16 protein-coding genes are annotated in these 16,611 nt (G+C 71.9%); 6 read left to right on the top strand and 10 right to left on the bottom strand.

Annotation, left to right across the window (positions count from 1 at the left end; genetic code table 11):
- Positions 1 to 3 precede the first annotated feature (3 nt).
- The 4 genes from AQJ27_RS09165 to AQJ27_RS09180 form a co-directional block, all read right to left on the bottom strand.
- Positions 4 to 408, bottom strand: a complete 405-nt coding sequence (locus AQJ27_RS09165; RefSeq protein ID WP_054232284.1) for an ectoine synthase — start codon at positions 406 to 408, stop codon at positions 4 to 6.
- A gap of 20 nt (positions 409 to 428) precedes the next feature.
- The gene (gene ectB / locus AQJ27_RS09170; RefSeq protein ID WP_067364436.1) at positions 429 to 1,700 is read right to left on the bottom strand and encodes a diaminobutyrate--2-oxoglutarate transaminase; all 1,272 of its coding nucleotides are present in this window, start codon (positions 1,698 to 1,700) and stop codon (positions 429 to 431) included.
- 103 nt (positions 1,701 to 1,803) lie between these two features.
- Positions 1,804 to 2,343: a diaminobutyrate acetyltransferase gene (gene ectA / locus AQJ27_RS09175; protein ID WP_067364438.1), complete on the bottom strand. Its 540-nt coding sequence runs from the start codon at positions 2,341 to 2,343 to the stop codon at positions 1,804 to 1,806.
- A 598-nt stretch (positions 2,344 to 2,941) separates the two neighbouring features.
- Entirely contained in the window at positions 2,942 to 4,042 is a 1,101-nt protein-coding gene (locus AQJ27_RS09180; protein ID WP_067364854.1) for a pyridoxal-phosphate-dependent aminotransferase family protein, read from the bottom strand.
- Positions 4,043 to 4,278: 236 nt separating this feature from the next.
- Here AQJ27_RS09180 and AQJ27_RS09185 point away from each other — a divergent pair, with 236 nt between their 5' ends.
- From AQJ27_RS09185 to AQJ27_RS09205, 5 genes are all read left to right on the top strand, one after another.
- Positions 4,279 to 5,127 carry a transporter substrate-binding domain-containing protein gene (locus tag AQJ27_RS09185; RefSeq protein WP_067364439.1) on the top strand — a complete coding sequence of 283 codons (849 nt, stop codon included), beginning with the start codon at positions 4,279 to 4,281 and terminating at the stop codon, positions 5,125 to 5,127.
- Complete coding sequence (locus AQJ27_RS09190; RefSeq protein WP_067364855.1) at positions 5,124 to 5,957, top strand: amino acid ABC transporter permease; 834 nt, start codon at positions 5,124 to 5,126, stop codon at positions 5,955 to 5,957. Before AQJ27_RS09185 ends, AQJ27_RS09190 begins: the two co-directional genes overlap by 4 nt.
- Positions 5,954 to 6,769 (top strand): amino acid ABC transporter ATP-binding protein, encoded by an 816-nt coding sequence (locus AQJ27_RS09195; protein ID WP_067364442.1) that lies wholly within the window; start codon positions 5,954 to 5,956, stop codon positions 6,767 to 6,769. Before AQJ27_RS09190 ends, AQJ27_RS09195 begins: the two co-directional genes overlap by 4 nt.
- Before the next feature lie 35 nt (positions 6,770 to 6,804).
- On the top strand, positions 6,805 to 7,896 hold the full coding sequence (locus tag AQJ27_RS09200; RefSeq protein ID WP_067364445.1) for an amidohydrolase family protein: 1,092 nt from the start codon (positions 6,805 to 6,807) through the stop codon (positions 7,894 to 7,896).
- Between the two features lie 277 nt (positions 7,897 to 8,173).
- Positions 8,174 to 9,082, top strand: coding sequence for an SCO1860 family LAETG-anchored protein (locus AQJ27_RS09205; RefSeq protein WP_067364448.1), 909 nt, complete (start codon positions 8,174 to 8,176; stop codon positions 9,080 to 9,082).
- Positions 9,083 to 9,378: 296 nt separating this feature from the next.
- On the opposite strand, the gene cobC is transcribed toward AQJ27_RS09205, so the two are convergent.
- Genes cobC through cobM form a run of 6 tightly spaced genes read right to left on the bottom strand, consistent with a single transcriptional unit; the run spans position 9,379 to position 15,756 of the window.
- Positions 9,379 to 10,473: an Rv2231c family histidinol phosphate aminotransferase CobC gene (cobC, locus tag AQJ27_RS09210; RefSeq protein ID WP_425275192.1), complete on the bottom strand. Its 1,095-nt coding sequence runs from the start codon at positions 10,471 to 10,473 to the stop codon at positions 9,379 to 9,381.
- Positions 10,448 to 11,368, bottom strand: coding sequence for a sirohydrochlorin chelatase (locus tag AQJ27_RS09215; protein ID WP_067364451.1), 921 nt, complete (start codon positions 11,366 to 11,368; stop codon positions 10,448 to 10,450). The genes cobC and AQJ27_RS09215 overlap by 26 nt, the downstream gene beginning before the upstream one ends.
- Positions 11,365 to 11,967: a precorrin-8X methylmutase gene (locus AQJ27_RS09220; protein ID WP_201264291.1), complete on the bottom strand. Its 603-nt coding sequence runs from the start codon at positions 11,965 to 11,967 to the stop codon at positions 11,365 to 11,367. Before AQJ27_RS09220 ends, AQJ27_RS09215 begins: the two co-directional genes overlap by 4 nt.
- A 5-nt stretch (positions 11,968 to 11,972) precedes the next feature.
- Positions 11,973 to 13,688: a precorrin-3B C(17)-methyltransferase gene (cobJ, locus tag AQJ27_RS09225; RefSeq protein ID WP_067364454.1), complete on the bottom strand. Its 1,716-nt coding sequence runs from the start codon at positions 13,686 to 13,688 to the stop codon at positions 11,973 to 11,975.
- Positions 13,685 to 14,935 carry a bifunctional cobalt-precorrin-7 (C(5))-methyltransferase/cobalt-precorrin-6B (C(15))-methyltransferase gene (locus AQJ27_RS09230; RefSeq protein WP_067364457.1) on the bottom strand — a complete coding sequence of 417 codons (1,251 nt, stop codon included), beginning with the start codon at positions 14,933 to 14,935 and terminating at the stop codon, positions 13,685 to 13,687. The genes cobJ and AQJ27_RS09230 overlap by 4 nt, the downstream gene beginning before the upstream one ends.
- Entirely contained in the window at positions 14,932 to 15,756 is an 825-nt protein-coding gene (gene cobM / locus AQJ27_RS09235; protein WP_067364460.1) for a precorrin-4 C(11)-methyltransferase, read from the bottom strand. Before cobM ends, AQJ27_RS09230 begins: the two co-directional genes overlap by 4 nt.
- Before the next feature lie 120 nt (positions 15,757 to 15,876).
- Between cobM and AQJ27_RS09240 the strand changes: the two genes are divergently transcribed.
- Positions 15,877 to 16,611 (top strand): ZIP family metal transporter, encoded by a 735-nt coding sequence (locus AQJ27_RS09240; RefSeq protein ID WP_067364860.1) that lies wholly within the window; start codon positions 15,877 to 15,879, stop codon positions 16,609 to 16,611.

Raw genomic sequence — 16,611 nt, forward strand, 5'->3', positions numbered from 1 at the left:
GCTTCAGACCTCCTCGGGTTCGGTGAGCAGCGGGTAGACGCCGTTCTCGTCGTGGTCCTCCCGTCCGGTGACGGGCGGATTGAAGACGCAGACGCACCGGAAGTCGGTCTTGGGGCGCATGGTGTGGCGCTCGTGGCCGTCGAGCAGGTACATCGTGCCCGGCGTGATCCAGTGCGTCTCACCGGTCTCGTCGTTGGTCAGCTCGGCCTCGCCCGCCACACAGAGCACGGCCTCGATGTGGTTCGCGTACCACATCGACGTCTCCGTACCCGCGTACAGGACCGTCTCGTGGAGGGAGAAGCCCACCTTCTCCTTGGCGAGGACGATGCGCTTGCTCTCCCAGGTACCCGTCGCGGCCTTCACATGCCGGTCGGTGCCTTCGATGTCCTTGAACGAACGGACTATCACGGTGGTGCCGTGCCTTTCTGTCAGACGGATTCGCGTACGGCGCGGGCGAGGGTGCGCAGGCCCTCGTCGAGCTCGTCGGGGGTGATGGTGAGCGCGGGGAGGAGTTTCACGACCTCGCTCTCCGGCCCCGAGGTCTCGATGAGCAGCCCGAGTTCGAAGGCGCGCTGCGCGACGCGCCCCGCACGCTCCTTCTCGTGGAACTCGAGGCCCCAGACGAGACCGCGCCCCCGGTACTCCTTCACGTCGGCGAGGTTCTCCTCGGTGACGGAGATCAGCGCCTGCTCGATCTGCTCGCCGCGGGCACGGGTCTGCTTCTCCATGGCGGACCCGTCGGCCCAGTACGTCTCCAGGGCCGCGGCGGCGGTGACGAACGCCGGGTTGTTGCCGCGGAACGTGCCGTTGTGCTCGCCCGGCTCCCAGATGTCCAGCTCGGGCTTGAACAGGCACAGCGACATGGGCAGCCCGTACCCGCTGATGGACTTGGACACGGTCACGATGTCGGGCACGATCCCCGCCTCCTCGAAGGAGAAGAACGCTCCCGTCCGCCCGCAGCCCATCTGGATGTCGTCGACGATGAGCAACATGTCGCGCCGCCGGCACAGGTCGGCGAGGGCGCGCAGCCACTCGGGCCTGGCGACGTTGATGCCGCCCTCGCCCTGCACGGTCTCGACGATGACCGCGGCGGGCCGGTTGAGCCCCGACCCCTGGTCCTCGAGCAGCCGCTCGAACCAGAGGAAGTCCGGTACCTGGCCGTCGAAGTAGTTGTCGAACGGCATCGGGGTCCCGTGCACGAGCGGAATCCCGGCACCGGCCCGCTTGAAGGCGTTCCCGGTCACGGCCAGCGAACCCAGCGACATCCCGTGGAAGGCGTTGGTGAAGGACACGATCGCCTCGCGCCCCTTCACCTTGCGCGCCAGCTTCAGCGCGGACTCGACGGCGTTGGTGCCCGTCGGCCCCGGGAACATGACCTTGTAGGGCAGGTCGCGCGGCCGTAGGACGAGATTCTGGAAGGCCTCCAGGAAGGCGCGTTTGGCGGTCGTCGACATGTCGAGGCCGTGGGTGACGCCGTCGCGCTCCAGGTAGTCGATGAGGGCCCGTTTGAGTACGGGGTTGTTGTGCCCGTAGTTCAGGGACCCCGCACCGGCGAAGAAGTCGAGGTACTCGTGCCCGTCCTCGTCGAACATCCGGCTGCCCCGGGCCCGGTCGAAGACGGTGGGCCAGTTGCGGCAGTAGCTGCGCACCTCCGACTCCAGGGTCTCGAAGACGCTCAGGTCGGGCTGGATGATGGTCACGGCGAATCGCTCCTCGGTGCGTGGGGGGAGGAAGTCAGGGGGAAGTCAGGGGAAGCCAGGGGGTGTCCGGGTCGGCCGGGGGGATGTCAGGGCCGGGCCGGGGTCAGCCGGAGAGCGGACCGATCCGGTAGAGCACTTCGGGGTCGTGCGGGCCGTCCGGGAACTGCCCGGCCTCGAACAGCACTTCGCGCTCGAGGCGCGCGCCGTGGCGTCGCGCGTACGAGGTGAACAGGCGCTCGGAGGCGGTGTTGCCGGGCGTGATCGTGGTCTCGACGGCGGTGATCGTCCGCTGCTCCGCGACCCGCGCGGTCAGCCCGTCGAGCAGGGCCGCGGCCAGTCCGCGTCCGCGGTGGGCGGCGTCGACGGCCACCTGCCACACGAGCAGGGTGCCCGGACGCTCGGGCCGGACGTACCCGGTGACGAAGCCGACGGGCACGCCGTCCGCGTCGCGCGCCACCGCCGAGGTGCCGGCGAAGTCACGGCACCACAGCAGATAGCTGTACGAGGAGTTCAGGTCGAGGGTTCCGGAGTCCTTGGCGATATGCCAGAGCGCGGCTCCGTCCGCCACCTTCGGACGGTCGATCCGAAGGCCCTCCGGCATTTCCAGGAATTCCGCTTGCAGGTCTGCTTGTGCGGCGGTCATGCGGATTGAATTTACCGATGGAAATCTCAAATTGCATCGTCGTACGGGGTTACGCACGACGCCTCGTTGTGTTATCACGCGCCCGTGAGAGTGCGGTGCTGCGGGTGGTGTAATGGGACGGTTTGCCAGGAAAATAAGGGAGGAAGTGGACGTGCTGTGGAGTGCGTCACAGACACGTAATCGCCACGAGATGTGCCCGAATTACGTTGGTTGGCGTTCGCGAAATCTTTGCGTTTAGGGGCCGGGAAAGCGGGCAGGAGAATACGGGAAGCTCATCTTCGAGTTAATGCAAGAATAAGCATGGTGAGTGCCTCGTCAATTGATGCGCGATTAAGCTCCGGTAAGTCCGTGGAAGAACACGCCGGGGCTCCGCCCTGGACCCCGGTGTGTTCTTCGGGTGCGGGTGGGTGGGGGCTTGGCGCGCAGTTCCCCGCGCCCCTGGGGCGCGGGGCTGCGCCCCGGTGCCCCATCGGCCTCGTCCTCGCGCGCCGGACGAGCTGGAGGGCTTTTAGGGGCGCGGGGAACTGCGCGACCAGCCCCCACTCACCCGCAGCCGATACACCCACCCGGGGTCTGGGGCGGAGCCCCAGGTTCGGGGCTAGGACCACGCCTTCGTCGTCGCGCGGCGTGCCGCTTCCAGGTCGATCGTGAGGCCGGACTCGGCCATCGCCGCCCCCAACGCCGCGAGGCAGGAATGCACGACCCCCGGCGTCGCATCGGGGCCGTAGTGGTTCACCCGGATCATCTCCTTCGCCAGCGCACCCCCACCCGCGACCAACGGCAACACCGGATCCGCGGCCAACGCCTTCGCGACCAGCACCCCCGCATCGACCCCGGACGGCGCCCGCAACGTCGTGGCGACCGGCGCCGCGTCCCCCGCCTCGTACACATACGGCTCCAGCCCGCCCCCGAGAGCGACCGCCCCCGCCCGCGTCGCCGCCGCCGCCAGGGCGTGGCGGCGCATCACCGCGTCGAGCCCCTCCGCCTCGATCCGCTCGACACACGCCTCCAGCGCCAGCATCTCCAGCTGCGCCGGCGCGTGCAGCAGCGCCTTGCGCCCGCGGTCGACCCACCGCTCCTTCCAGTCCAGCAGGGAGAGGTAGGACCGACGCGGCGCCCCGGGATTGGCGGCCATCCGCGCCCATGCCCGCTCGCTCACGGACACGGCCGACACCCCGGCCGGCCCGCCCATCGCCTTCTGCGCCCCGATCACGCACAGGTCGACTCCCCACGCGTCCGGCAGCACCGGCTCCGCGCCGATCGAGGCGACGGCGTCCAGGTAGAACAGCGCGCCGTGCGCACGCACCACCTCGCCGATCTCCGCGACGGGGTTCGTGTTGCCCGTCGCCGCCTCCGCGTGCACCAGCGAGACGAAGTCGATCGCCGGATGCTCGGCGAAGGCGTCACGCACCTGCGCGGCCGTCACCGCCGTGTGGAACGGCACCGCGAGATCGATCACCGTCGCCCCGCAGTCCCGCAGCCAGTCCCCGAAGGTCTGCCCGTAGGGCCCGGTGATCACGTTGAGCGCGGTGGTGCCCGGCCCGGCCGTGGCGCGAATGGCGCCCTCCAGGGGCAACAGCGCCTCGCCCTGCATGATCACGACGTCCTGCTCGGTCGAGAGCAGCCGCACCACGCGGTCCTCGATCGCCGCGAAGTGTGCGGCGCTCAGCGGGGCGAGGTCCAGGAAGGGGTGGGTCACGGCGGTGCTCTCTTCGCTCACGGGTTCCAATGCGCAGCCCCGAGCGTATCCGGCGTCCTTGTCGCGTCCGCGGCGATCCTCGGTCGTACGAGCGGGTACCCCCAGTTCGTAGGGCCGGACGGCCCCACAAGGCATGACTTCTGAGGCCGAACGGCGCAACAGCCATCGGATTGATTTGAGTGAGTCAAACCTTTCCTTATAATCGGAATCCTCCATTCCCCCCACAGGAGGTCTCCGTGAACTCGGTCCTCGGACGCCGGACGCGCATTCTGGCCGCCACCACCGCCACGGCCGGGCTGCTGCTCGTGGCCGGCTGTTCCTCGGGCGGCGGAGGGGGCCAGAGCAGTGCCAAGGGCGTTCCCCTGGTCAAGGCGGGCCAGGTCACGACCTGCACCCACCTCCCGTACCCGCCGTTCCAGTCGGAGATCGACGGCAAGGTGCAGGGCTTCGACGTCGCGCTGATCGACCTGGTCGCGGGGGACCTCGGCGTGAAGCAGGCCATCGTCGACACGCCCTTCGAGAACTTCAAGACGGGCGCGTTCCTCAACTCCGGCCAGTGCGACCTCGCCGCCGCCGGCATGACGATCACCCCGGAGCGCAAGAAGAACGTCGACTTCTCCGACCCGTACTTCGACGCCACCCAGGCTGTCCTGGTCGACAAGAAGAGCGGCGTCAACTCCCTCGCCGACGTGAAGGCCAAGGGCAAGAAGCTCGGCGCCCAGGCGCAGACCACGGGCGAGGAGTACGCGGCGAAGCAGGGCTTCGACTCGGTCTCCTTCGAGTCCTCCGACGCGGTCCTGAGCGGCCTGCGCACCGGCCAGGTCCAGGCCGTGATCATCGACTACCCGGTCGTCCAGGGCTGGCTGAAGGACAAGGCCAACGCCGACGCCTTCAAGGTGGTCGACCACCTCAACACCGGTGAGCAGTACGGCTTCACGGTCAAGAAGGGCAACACCAAGCTCCTCGCCGAGATCAACAAGACGATCAAGCAGGCAAAGGCCGACGGCACGTACAAGAAGCTCTACGAGAAGTGGATCGGCCCGTACCCGGCGTCCGCGGCCACCGCCTCCCCGTCCGCCTCATGAGCGATGCCGACGCAACCCTCCAGCCCCGGAAGTCCGGCCTGACCCGGCGCCAGAAGCGCGCCCTCTCGCGCGGCGCGCAGTACGTCGTCTTCGTCGCCGCCGTGATCGCCTTCGCGGTCGCGGCGGACTGGGGACGTCTGAAGAACCAGTTCGCGCAGTGGGACCTGGTCAAGCAGATGTTCCCGGACGTCATCACACTGGCGCTGAAGAACACCGTGCTCTACACGATGTCCGGCTTCGTCGTCGGTCTCGTGCTCGGCCTGGTCATCGCCTTGATGCGACTGTCCCCGGTGGGCCCCTACCGCTGGCTCGCCGGCATCTACATCGAGATCTTCCGCGGCCTGCCCGCCCTGCTGATCTTCGTCTTCGTGGGTGTCGCCGTCCCCTTGGCGTTCCCGGGCACGGAGATCCCCGGCGGTACCTACGGCAAGGTGGCGCTCGCGCTCGGCCTGGTCTCGGCCGCGTACATGGCCGAGACGATCCGCGCGGGCATCCAGGCGGTGCCCAAGGGACAGATGGAGGCGGCCCGTTCGCTGGGCTTCTCGCACGCGCGGGCCATGGTCTCGATCATCATCCCGCAGGCGTTCCGCATCGTGATCCCGCCGCTCACCAACGAGCTCGTGCTCCTCTTCAAGGACTCCTCGCTGGTGCTGTTCCTCGGGGTCACCCTGGAGGAGCGCGAACTCACCAAGTTCGGGCGCGACCTGGCGAGCCAGACCGCCAACTCCACACCGATCCTGGTCGCGGGCCTGTGCTACCTGCTCGTCACCGTGCCGCTCGGATTCGTCGTACGCCGCCTGGAGGCCAAGGCCGGGGAGGCCACCAAGTGACCAACACCAGCAGTAGTTCCGGCACCAGCACTCCGGAGATCCACGTCCGGGACCTCCACAAGTCCTTCGGCGACAACGACGTCCTGCGCGGTATCGACCTGGAGATCGGACAGGGCGAGGTCGTCTGTGTCATCGGCCCCTCCGGCTCAGGCAAGTCCACCCTGCTGCGCTGCGTGAACCTCCTGGAGGAACCCACCCAGGGGCAGGTCTTCGTCGGCGGTACCGAGGTCACGCACCCCGACGTCGACATCGACGCCGTACGCCGCCGGATCGGCATGGTCTTCCAGCAGTTCAACCTCTTCCCGCACCTGTCGGTGACCGAGAACCTCACGCTCCCGCAGCGCCGGGTGCTGAAGCGGGGCAAGGAGGAGGCGGCCGAGGTCGCCGCCGAGAACCTGGAGCGGGTGGGCCTGTCCGAGAAGGCCGACGCCTACCCCTCCTCCCTCTCCGGCGGCCAGCAGCAGCGCGTCGCGATCGCCCGCGCGCTCGCCATGGGGCCCGAGGTGATGCTCTTCGACGAGCCGACCTCGGCGCTCGACCCGGAGCTCGTCGGCGACGTGCTCGCCGTCATGCGCAGGCTCGCCCACGAGGGCATGACGATGATGGTCGTCACCCACGAGATGAGCTTCGCGCGCGAGGTCGCCGACCGGGTCGTCTTCATGGACGGCGGCGTGATCGTCGAGGACGGCGCCCCCGCGCAGGTCATCGGCAACCCGAGCCACGAGCGCACCCGCCACTTCCTGTCCCGGCTGCTGGACCCGGCGATGGCGGACGTCGAGGACGACGTGGAGGAGGGGGAAAAGGGGCTGTAGCACCTCGCCGTGCGGCACGAATTAGGGTGCGGTGCATGAGCGATCGCGCGGTGCTGCACGTGAAGGGGCGGGTGCTCGTCGGGCCCGACGACGTCCGGGACGAGCTGTGGGTCGTCGGCGGGAGGATCTCCTACGAGCGTCCCACCGGCGCCCGTGACATCCGTACCGTCGAGGGCTGGGCCCTCCCCGGTCTCGTCGACGCGCACTGCCACGTCGGCCTCGACGCGCACGGGCCCGTCCCCGACGACGTCTCCGAGAAGCAGGCGCTCACCGACCGCGAGGCCGGCACCCTGCTCATCCGGGACGCGGGCTCGCCCTCCGACACCCGCTGGATCGACGACCGCGCCGACCTCCCGAAGATCATCCGCGCGGGCCGGCACATCGCCCGCACCCGCCGCTACATCCGCAACTACGCGCACGAGATCGAGCCGGAGGACCTGGTCGCGTACGTCGCCCAGGAGGCCCGGCGCGGCGACGGCTGGGTGAAACTGGTCGGCGACTGGATCGACCGCGAGACGGGCGACCTCGGCGCCTGCTGGCCGCGCGAGGCCGCCGCGGCGGCGATCGCCGAGGCGCACCGCCTCGGCGCACGGGTGACCGCGCACTGCTTCGCGGAGGACTCGCTCAGGGACCTGGTCGAGGCGGGCATCGACTGCGTCGAGCACGCGACCGGCCTGACCGAGGAGACGATCCCCCTCTTCGCCTCCCGAGGGGTCGCGATCGTCCCCACGCTCGTCAACATCGCCACCTTCCCGCAGCTCGCCGCCGGGGGAGAGGCGAAGTTCCCGCGCTGGTCGGCGCACATGCGGGCACTGCACGAACGCCGCTACGACACCGTGCGCGCCGCCTACGACGCCGGAGTCCCGGTCTACGTCGGCACCGACGCGGGCGGTTCGCTGGCCCACGGTCTGGTGGCCGGCGAGGTCGCCGAACTCGTCACCGCGGGCATCCCGCCGGTCGAGGCGCTGTCCGCGACGGCCTGGGGCGCCCGGCGGTGGCTCGGGCGGCCGGGGCTCGACGAGGGCGCGCCCGCCGACCTCGTGGTGTACGAGGGGGATCCGCGCGCGGACGTACGGGTGCTGGCGGCTCCGCGCCGGGTGGTGCTCGACGGGCGGGTCGTGGGCTAGCGGCGCAGGGGTCGTCCGGTTGACGGAGCGTTACGCGTCCGCCGGTCGCCTCGTTACGCACCACCGTGCGCGCTCCGGAGCGTCGACCGGCGTGTTCGGGGCGGGGCTGGTGAGCGGGCGACGGTGGGGAACATCCGTGCCCGGCGATGCCGGGGAGATTCGAACGAACTCCCGGAAACCCCACGTTGGAGTGAAGTCACGTCAGGTTGCTGACTGTTCACTCTCGGTGCGTAATTCTTGCCGGGTCCCAAGCTGTTCTCTCCTGGGGGTCCCACCCTTGAACGCCAACACCCACTTCCGCATGCCCGCACGCCGTTTCACCGCCACCGCGGCGGCCACCGTCCTCGCCGCCGGTCCGATGGTGCTGGCCGGTGCGGGTTCGGCGCACGCCACCGCCGACCACGGTCGCGCGAGCGCCGTCGTGCTGCGCACCGGGCTCGACGTGTCCCTGCTCAACAAGACCGTGAACGTCCCGCTCGCGGTCTCCCTCAACGAGGTGCGGGCGCCGCAGAGCGCCGAGCGGACCGCGCTGACGGCGCGGCTGGACGGGGTCGACGGCGGGCAGCCGTTCAGTGTGCTGCGGGCGGATGTCGCCTCCGCGAAGGCGACGGTGTCCGCGTCGGGGGCCGAGGCGTCCACGAACCTCACCCATGCGCGGATCCATGTTCCCGGGCTGCCGTTGCTGTCTCTCATCGAGGTCGGGCAGGTGACCTCGAAGGCGACCTGTGAGGCGGGTCGCAAGCCCGTGGCTTCCGCCACCCTCCTGGGCGGGGTGACCGTCCTCGGCAAGAAGGTGACGTTGACGGTGGGCGGTCCGACGGAGGTGAAGGTGCCGGGGGTCGGTGAGGTCCGGATCGACTTCTCCAGGACGCGGACCACGTCCCGTACGGCGGCCGCGTCCGCGCTCGAACTCAAGGTCTCCGTCAACCCGTTGAAGCTGAACGTGGCGGATGTGGAAGGCGCCCTGACCCTCGGGTCCGTCACCTGTGAGTCCCCGGCCGCGGCCCCTGTCTCTGCCCCCGCCTCAGTTTCTGCCCCCGACATCAAGCCCCAGGGGGCACCGGCGGAGTCGGGCCTCGCGGAGACCGGCGGCGCGTCGACGACTCCGTTCGTGGTGGGTGGGGCGGTCGTGCTCCTGGCGGCGGGCGGGGCGGCCGTCGCCCTGGGGCGCCGCCGCCACGGCTGACCGCCCGGCGGGTGCGTGCTTCGGCTGCGGGTGAGCGGGGGCTGGTCGCGCAGTTCCCCGCGCCCCTAAAACGGGGCTACGCCCCGCACCCGAATTCGTTTGGCTGCGGGCCCGGTGGGGGTCGTTCGCGCAGTTCCCCGCGCCCCTCAGAAGCGCTGGCGCGCGTCTTTCAGCCCGTCCGGCGTTTGAGGACGAGGCCGTTCAGGCCGGGCGGGGGTTTGGGGGCGGAGCCCCCAAGTAGGGATGGGACGGGTAGGGGCGGCGGGGGCGAGATGGGTCCTTGCCGCACCCGTCCCTCAGCGCCCGGCCACCACCATCGCCCGATCCAACGCCTGGAGGAATCCATTGACGGTGGCCCGGTCGCGTACGGCCAGGCGGAGCCAGTCGTCCCCCAGCCCCGGAAACGTGTCCCCACGCCGCACCGCGAACCCGAGCCCCCGCAACTGACGCCGCACCGCCGCCGCGCGAGGCAGCCGAATCAGCACGAACGGACCCTCGGCGGGTTCGACGACCCGCAACCCGTCGGGCTCGAACTCCCGGAGCCCCGCGACGAGATGGGCCCGGTCGGAGGCGCCCCGCCGAGCCGCGTGGGCGGCCTCGGCGAGCGCCCGGGGCGACACACACACCTCGGCCGCCGCGAGGGCGGGCGTGGAGACGGGCCAGAGCGGCTGCGCACGGGACAGCTCGAGGACCGTGTCGGGCGCGGCCAGGACGTACCCGATCCGCAACCCCGCCAGCCCCCACGTCTTCGTGAGGCTGCGCAGTACGACAAGCCCGGGGATGTCCGTCCGCCCGGCCAGCGCCTCCCGCTCACCCGGTACCGCGTCCATGAACGCCTCGTCGACCACCAACGTCCGCCCGGGCCGCGCGAGCGCGGCGATCGAGGCCGCCGGGTGCAGCACGGACGTCGGATTGGTCGGGTTGCCGATCACGACGAGGTCCGCGTCCTCGGGTACGGCCGCGGGGTCCAGCCGGAAGCCGTCCGACTCACGCAACAGCACCCGGTCGACCGTGTGGCCGGCATCCCGCAGCGCCGCCTCCGGTTCGGTGAACTGCGGGTGGACCACGACCGGCTGACGGACCTTCAGGGCGCGGGCCAGAAGTACGAACGCCTCCGCCGCGCCCGCCGTCAGGAGTACCCGCTCCACCGGCACCCCGTGCCGCGCCGCCACCGCCGCCCGCGCGGCCCGCCCGTCCGGGTAGGCCGCGAGGCCGTCCAGCGACGCGGCGACGTGCTCGCGCAACCACGCCGGAGGCGTGTCCGCACGGACGTTCACGGCGAGATCGGTGAGTGCCGAGCCGTCGTCCCGCACCTCCGCGTCCCCGTGGTGCCGCAGATCGTGCGCGTCGCTCCCGTACGCACCCTCAGTGCGCATGCGCGTGCCCGCCATGGTGGTGCCCGTGGTGGTGCCCGTCGTCGTCCGGGTGGAAGTGCGGCTGCTGGGGGAGGCCCACCTTGTCCTCGAAGCCGGGCAGCGCGATGCGGTAGACGCAGGAGTCGCAGTTCATCCGCAGGTCGCCCTTGACGGCCTCCCGGTACCGCTCCATGACCAGGTCGAGCAGCTCCGGCTCGGGGCCGATGACCTCGGCCGACCGCACCTCGACTTCCGGGTGCGCGGCGGCCCAGCCCTCGGTCTGCTGCCGCACCCGGTCCGGGAGGATGCCCGTGAAGAGGAAGTAGGGGAGTACGACGATCCTGCGCGCGCCCAGCTTCACACAGCGGTCCAGGCCCGACGGGACGTCCGGCGCCGCCAGCGACACGAACGCCGTCTCGACGCCCGCGTACCCACGTCCCTCCCACAGCAGCCGCGCCGCCTTGTGCACCTCGGCGTTGGCGTCCGGGTCGGTGGAGCCGCGCCCGACGAGCAGCACGGTGACGTCGGACCGGTCCTGCGGCGTACGGACAGTGCCGCCGAGCGCCTCGTCCAGCCGCCGTTCGAGCACGGCGAGCAGCGAGGGGTGCGGGCCCAGCGGACGCCCGTAGGTGTACGAGATCCCGGGGTGCCGCTCCTTCTCACGGGCCAGCGCCGCCGGGATGTCCCCCTTGGCGTGCCCGGCGGACACCAGCATCAGCGGGACCGCGGCGAACCGGCGTACCCCCTGCTCGACCAGTTCGGTCACGGCGTCACCCAGCGGCGGCGGCGACAGTTCGATGAACCCTCCGGCGACGGGCAGTTCGGGGTGACGGTGCCCCAACTGCCGTACGAAGTCGCGGAAGGCCTCGGCTCCGGCCGCGTCCCGGGTGCCGTGTCCGGCGATGAGCAGGGCGGGGGGCGGGGTGGTCACGAAAACTCCTTGGTTGCGGGGTGGTACAGCAGGGCGTTGAGCGCGGCGGCGGCGACCGCCGAGCCGCCCTTCTCGGACACGTTGCTGACGGCGGGCAGCCCGCTCTCGCGCAGCGCGGCCTTGGACTCGGCAGCGCCGACGAAACCGACGGGCAGACCGATGACGAGCGCCGGGTCGGCGTCGAGGGTCAGCAGCTCCTCCAGGGCGGTCGGCGCACAGCCGATCACCCAGAGCGCGCCGGGCCCCACGTCCTCGTACGCGAGCCGGATCGCGTGGGCCGAACGGGTCAGCCCCGGGCCCGACTTGGCGTCCTTGAGGCGGCAGACGGTGTCACGGCGCGTGATGCCCGCCGCGACCATCTCCACGTCCACCACGACCGGCGCCCCGGCGTGCAGTGCCGCGTGCGCCTTCGCCAGGGCGCCCTCGTCGGTGACGAGGTCGGCCGCGTAGTTGAGGTCGGCCGCGGAGTGGATGACCCGCTCCACGACCGCCCGCGTCAGCGGCGGGAAGTGCGAGGTGTCCAGGCGGGCACGCAGCCGCCGGAAGGACTCCTGCTCGATGGGGTGCACGACCCGGTTCCCCGGGAACACCTGGCTCACTCGGCTCACTTGGGCTCCTCCTGCCAGCGGTAGCCGCGCGGTGTCACCATGCGCCCGGCGATCTCACGCGTCGCCGTGTTGCCCACGGTCACGACGGTCATCATGTCGACGATCGCCGGATCCAGGGACCCCAGCGACGTCACCCGGCTCGACTCGTCCGGCCGGGAGGCGTTGCGGACGACCCCGACCGGCGTCGTCGGCTCCCGGTGCTCGGCGAGGATCGCGAGCGCCTTCGGGAGCTGCCAGTCGCGGCCCCGGCTGCGCGGGTTGTAGAAGGTCACGACGATGTCCGCCTCCGCGGCGGCCCGCACCCGGCGCTCGATGACCTCCCACGGTGTGTGCAGGTCCGAGAGGCTGATCGACACATGGTCGTGGCCCAGCGGCGCGCCCAGGATCGCCCCGGCCGCGAGCGCGGCGGTCACGCCCGGCACCCCGACCACGTCGATGTCGTCGGACGCCTCGGCCAGCGCCGGTGACGCCATCGCGTACACGCCCGCGTCCCCGCTGCCGATCAGCGCGACGGCCTGCCCGCGCCGTGCCTCGGCGACCGCCGTGCGCGCCCGCTCCTCCTCGGCGCCGAGCCCGGACTCCAGGATCCGGGTGCCGGGTCGCAGCAGATCGCGGATCTGGTCGACGTACTGGTCGAGCCCGACGAGCACGGACGCCCGCCGCAGCTCCTCCTTCGCCCGCGGGGTGAGCAGGTCACGGGCGCCGGGCCCGAGCCCGACCACCGCGAGCCGCCCGCGCGCCACGCGCCGCACGACGGCACAGGTGGCCATCGCGGGCCGCCCGTCCGCACGCGTCGACTTCCGCTTGGGTACGAGGAGTTCACCGCCGCGTACGAGGGCGGCGGCCTCCGCCACGGACGGGGTACCGACGGCGGTGAGCGGCGCGTCCGAGGGGTTCGGCACGTCCACCGTCGCCAACTCCTCGGCGGTGTACGTCACCACGGGCACCCCGAGCCGTCCGGCGGCCTCGACGATGCCGGGCTCCTCGGCCTTGGCGTCGACGGTGGCCAGCTCCCCGACGGACCTCGGGGACAGCCCGGCGTCACGGAGCGCGTCCTCGACGAGGGCGAGGATCTCCGCCGCCGGGGCGCCCTTGGACGCGCCGACCCCCACCACGAGGGAGGGCGGCCGCAGCAGCACCTCGCGCTCGCCGGGCGCCACGGCCCGGTCGGTGACACGAATGCCGTACGCGCCCTCCGCCGCGACCGGCAGCGGTGGCAACGGCCACGCCAACTCGGCCCGCAGGGCGACGGGTTCGCCGTCCAGCAGCGCCCGGGTGACCGCGGCGACCTCCCCCTCCACGGGGAAGCCGAGTGTGTCGAGCCCCGGCACCCCGACCGCGTCCGTCGCCGTCGTCACCACCGGCTCGGCGCCGAGCAACTCGCCCACCTCGCGGGCGAGTTCATTGGCGCCGCCGCCGTGACCGCCGACCAGCGACACGGCGAACCGGCCGCCCTCGTCCACGCACACGACCCCCGGGTCCGAGGTCTTGTCGCCCAGCAGCGGCGCGATCAGCCGCACCACCGCGCCCGTGGCCAGGAAGCACACCAACTGGTCGCACTCCGCGAAGGCCCGCCGCACGGCGTCCCCGACGGACTCGGTGGACGCGGCCCCGATGGACCCGTCGTACACCCGCGTACGGGTGGGCCAGGCCGCGGCCAGCCGGTCACGGGCCGCCGCGCCCGCCGCCGTGGCGGAAATCAGGCCGATCACTGGAGGACTCCTTCGGTACGCGCCGGAGGCCGGACGCCCCACAGCAGAAAAACGGGGTTGGTGGCCGCGAGCCGGGTGACGTTCCCCGGCAGCGGCGCGAGCCGGGAGGACTGCAGCATGACGCCGTCGCAGTCGAACCCGGCGGCGGTGAGCGCCTCCCGGGTCGCCGGCACCCGGTCGAGCGCGGCCATGGCGACGACGACGGCCCGCCGGGCCCGCCGTGCGCAGACGGTCACGATGGCGGGCAGCTCGCGCCCCCCGCCGCCGATGAACACGGCGTCCGGATCGTCCAGGTCGGACAGCACGGTGGCCGCGGCCCCGTGCACCACCCGGACGTCGACGCCGTGCGCCTCGGCGTTGGCGAGGATCCGGTCGCAGCCGTCCCGTGTCTTCTCGATCGCGGTGACGGCGGCCCCGAACCGCGCGCACTCGACGGCGACGGACCCGGAGCCCGCGCCGACGTCCCAGACCAGCTCGCCGAGGCGCGGCCCGAGCCGGGCCAGCGCCAGCGCCCGCACCTCGAACTTGCTGATCATCGAGTCGCGGTGGGCGAACTCGCGTTCGTCCAGGGCCCACCGGTCGGGTCCGGCCGGGGGACCGGCGACCGTCCGCACGGGAGCGAGGGCCCGCGACTCGTCGAGGCACAGGACGACACTCACCGCCGTACCCCAGTCGCGGCCCGCGGCCTGTGCCGGGGTGACCCGCTCGACCCGCTCGTGTCCGGGGTCGCCGAGGGCGCTCGCCACGACGAGGACGCGCCCGGCGCAGTGGTGGGCGAGGGCGGCGCCCAGTTCGGCGGGCCCGGAGCCGGGGCCGGTCAGCACCGCCACCTTCGGGTGGGAGCGGCAGACCTGGACGGCCGTGCGCAGCGCGCGCCCGTGGGCGCTCACCACCACCGCGTCGTCCCAGGGCAGCCCGAGCCGTGCGAAGGCGGTCGCGACGGACGAGACACCGGGGCGCACGTCCAGCCGCTCGGCCCCGAACCGCTCGGCCAGCGCCCGCACGATCCCGAAGAACCCGGGGTCACCGGAGGCGAGCACGACGACGCGCCGCTCCTTTTCCAGGCATTCCTCGATCGCGTCGAGGGCGGGCGCGAGCGGCCCGAGGACGATCCGCTCCACCGCGTCCGGCAGCCGCGCGGCCGCCAGATGGCGTCGGGCGCCCACGACGAGCCCGGCCTCGGCCAGCGCGTCCGAGGCGTCCGTGGACAGCGGTGCCCCCGTCCCCGTACCGAAGACGGTGATCACGAAGGACTGCCCTTGCGGGCCGCGCGCAGCTCCGCGCGCGCCTGCGGATCGGCCCTGCGGAAGCCGTGGAAGTGACCGGGGTGGTAGAGGTGCGAGCGGGTGCCGGTCGCGTCGAGGGCGGGGCCGACCAGGAAGAGGGTGTGCTTCCAGAGCTTGTGCTCCTTGACGGTCTCCTCCAGCGTCTCGATCGTGCACTTCACGATCAGCTCCTCCGGCCAGGTCGCCTGGTAGGCGACCACGACCGGTGTGGACGTCGGATAGCCGCCCTCCAGCAGCTCCCGTACGAGCTGTCCGCTGCGGGCGGCCGACAGGAACAGCGCCATGGTCGTGCCGTGCCGCGCGAACTCCCGCACCTCCTCGCCGGGCGGCATGGGCGTCTTGCCGCCGCCGAGCCGGGTGAGGATCACGGACTGCGCGACCTCGGGGATCGTCAGCTCGCGCTGGGCGAGCGCGGCCACGGCGGAGAAGGAGGAGACGCCGGGAATGATCTCGGTCTCGACGCCGATGTCCGCACACCGGTCCAGCTGCTCCTGCGTACCGCCCCACAGGGCCGGGTCGCCGGAGTGGATGCGGGCCACCTTCAGCCCGTCCGCCGCCGCTCGCTCGTACACGGCCACGACGTCCTCCAGGGACATCGTCGCCGAGTCCAGGATCTCCGCCCCCTCGCGCGCGTGCTCGAGGACCTCGGCCTGCACCAGGCTGGCCGCCCAGATCACGACGTCGGCCTCGGCGATGGCGCGCGCGGCGCGGAACGTCAGCAGGTCGGCGGCGCCGGGCCCTGCCCCGACGATGGTCACCTTGCCGGTGGGGGCATCGGCCATGGGAATCGGTCCTCTCCTACGGATGAGTCGGGTGCTGCGAGAAGTCGGTGGGGCGCGTCAGTGGGCGCGAGGTCGTCGCCGGATGTGCGCGAACGGGGTGCGATCGGATACGAAGGGTTCATGGCGGTCTTCGTCGCGCTCGGCGCGTTCCTGATGACGCTGGCCGGCGGCTGGACGGCACAGCGGGTCACCGACCGCCGCCACCTGGTGCTGGGCCTGGCGGGCGGGCTGATGCTCGGCGTGGTCGGCCTGGATCTGCTCCCGGAGGCGCTGAACGCGGCGGGCGAGGAGGTGTTCGGCGTACCGGCGGCCCTGCTGTTGTTCGTCGCCGGGTTCCTGTTGGCCCATTTGGTGGAACGTCTGCTGGCCGCCCGGCAGGCCGCGCACGGCGGCGAGGAGCACGGCGGACGGGCGCCCGAGGTGGGCCTGACGGCCGCCGCGGCGATGGTCGGGCACAGCGCCATGGACGGCGTCGCGATCGGCGCCGCCTTCCAGGTCGGCGGCGGTATGGGCCTGGCGGTCGCGCTCGCGGTGATCGCCCACGACTTCGCGGACGGCTTCAACACGTACACGATCACGAGCCTGTACGGGAACGCGCGCCGCAAGGCGATCACGATGCTGTGCGCGGACGCGGTGGCCCCGGTGATCGGCGCCGCCTCGACCCTGTTCTTCACCATCCCGGAGAAAGCGCTCGGCTGCTATCTCGGCCTCTTCGGCGGCGTACTCCTGTACCTGGCCGCCGCCGAGATCCTCCCCGAGGCGCACCACGAGCACCCCGCCCGTTCGACCCTGCTGTGCACGATCGCGGGCGCGGGGTTCATCTGGCTGGTGGTGGGGCTCGCCGGTAGCGGGTGA

It is taken from the genome of Streptomyces olivochromogenes, assembly GCF_001514115.1.
GTDB classification, from domain to species: Bacteria; Actinomycetota; Actinomycetes; order Streptomycetales; family Streptomycetaceae; genus Streptomyces; species Streptomyces olivochromogenes.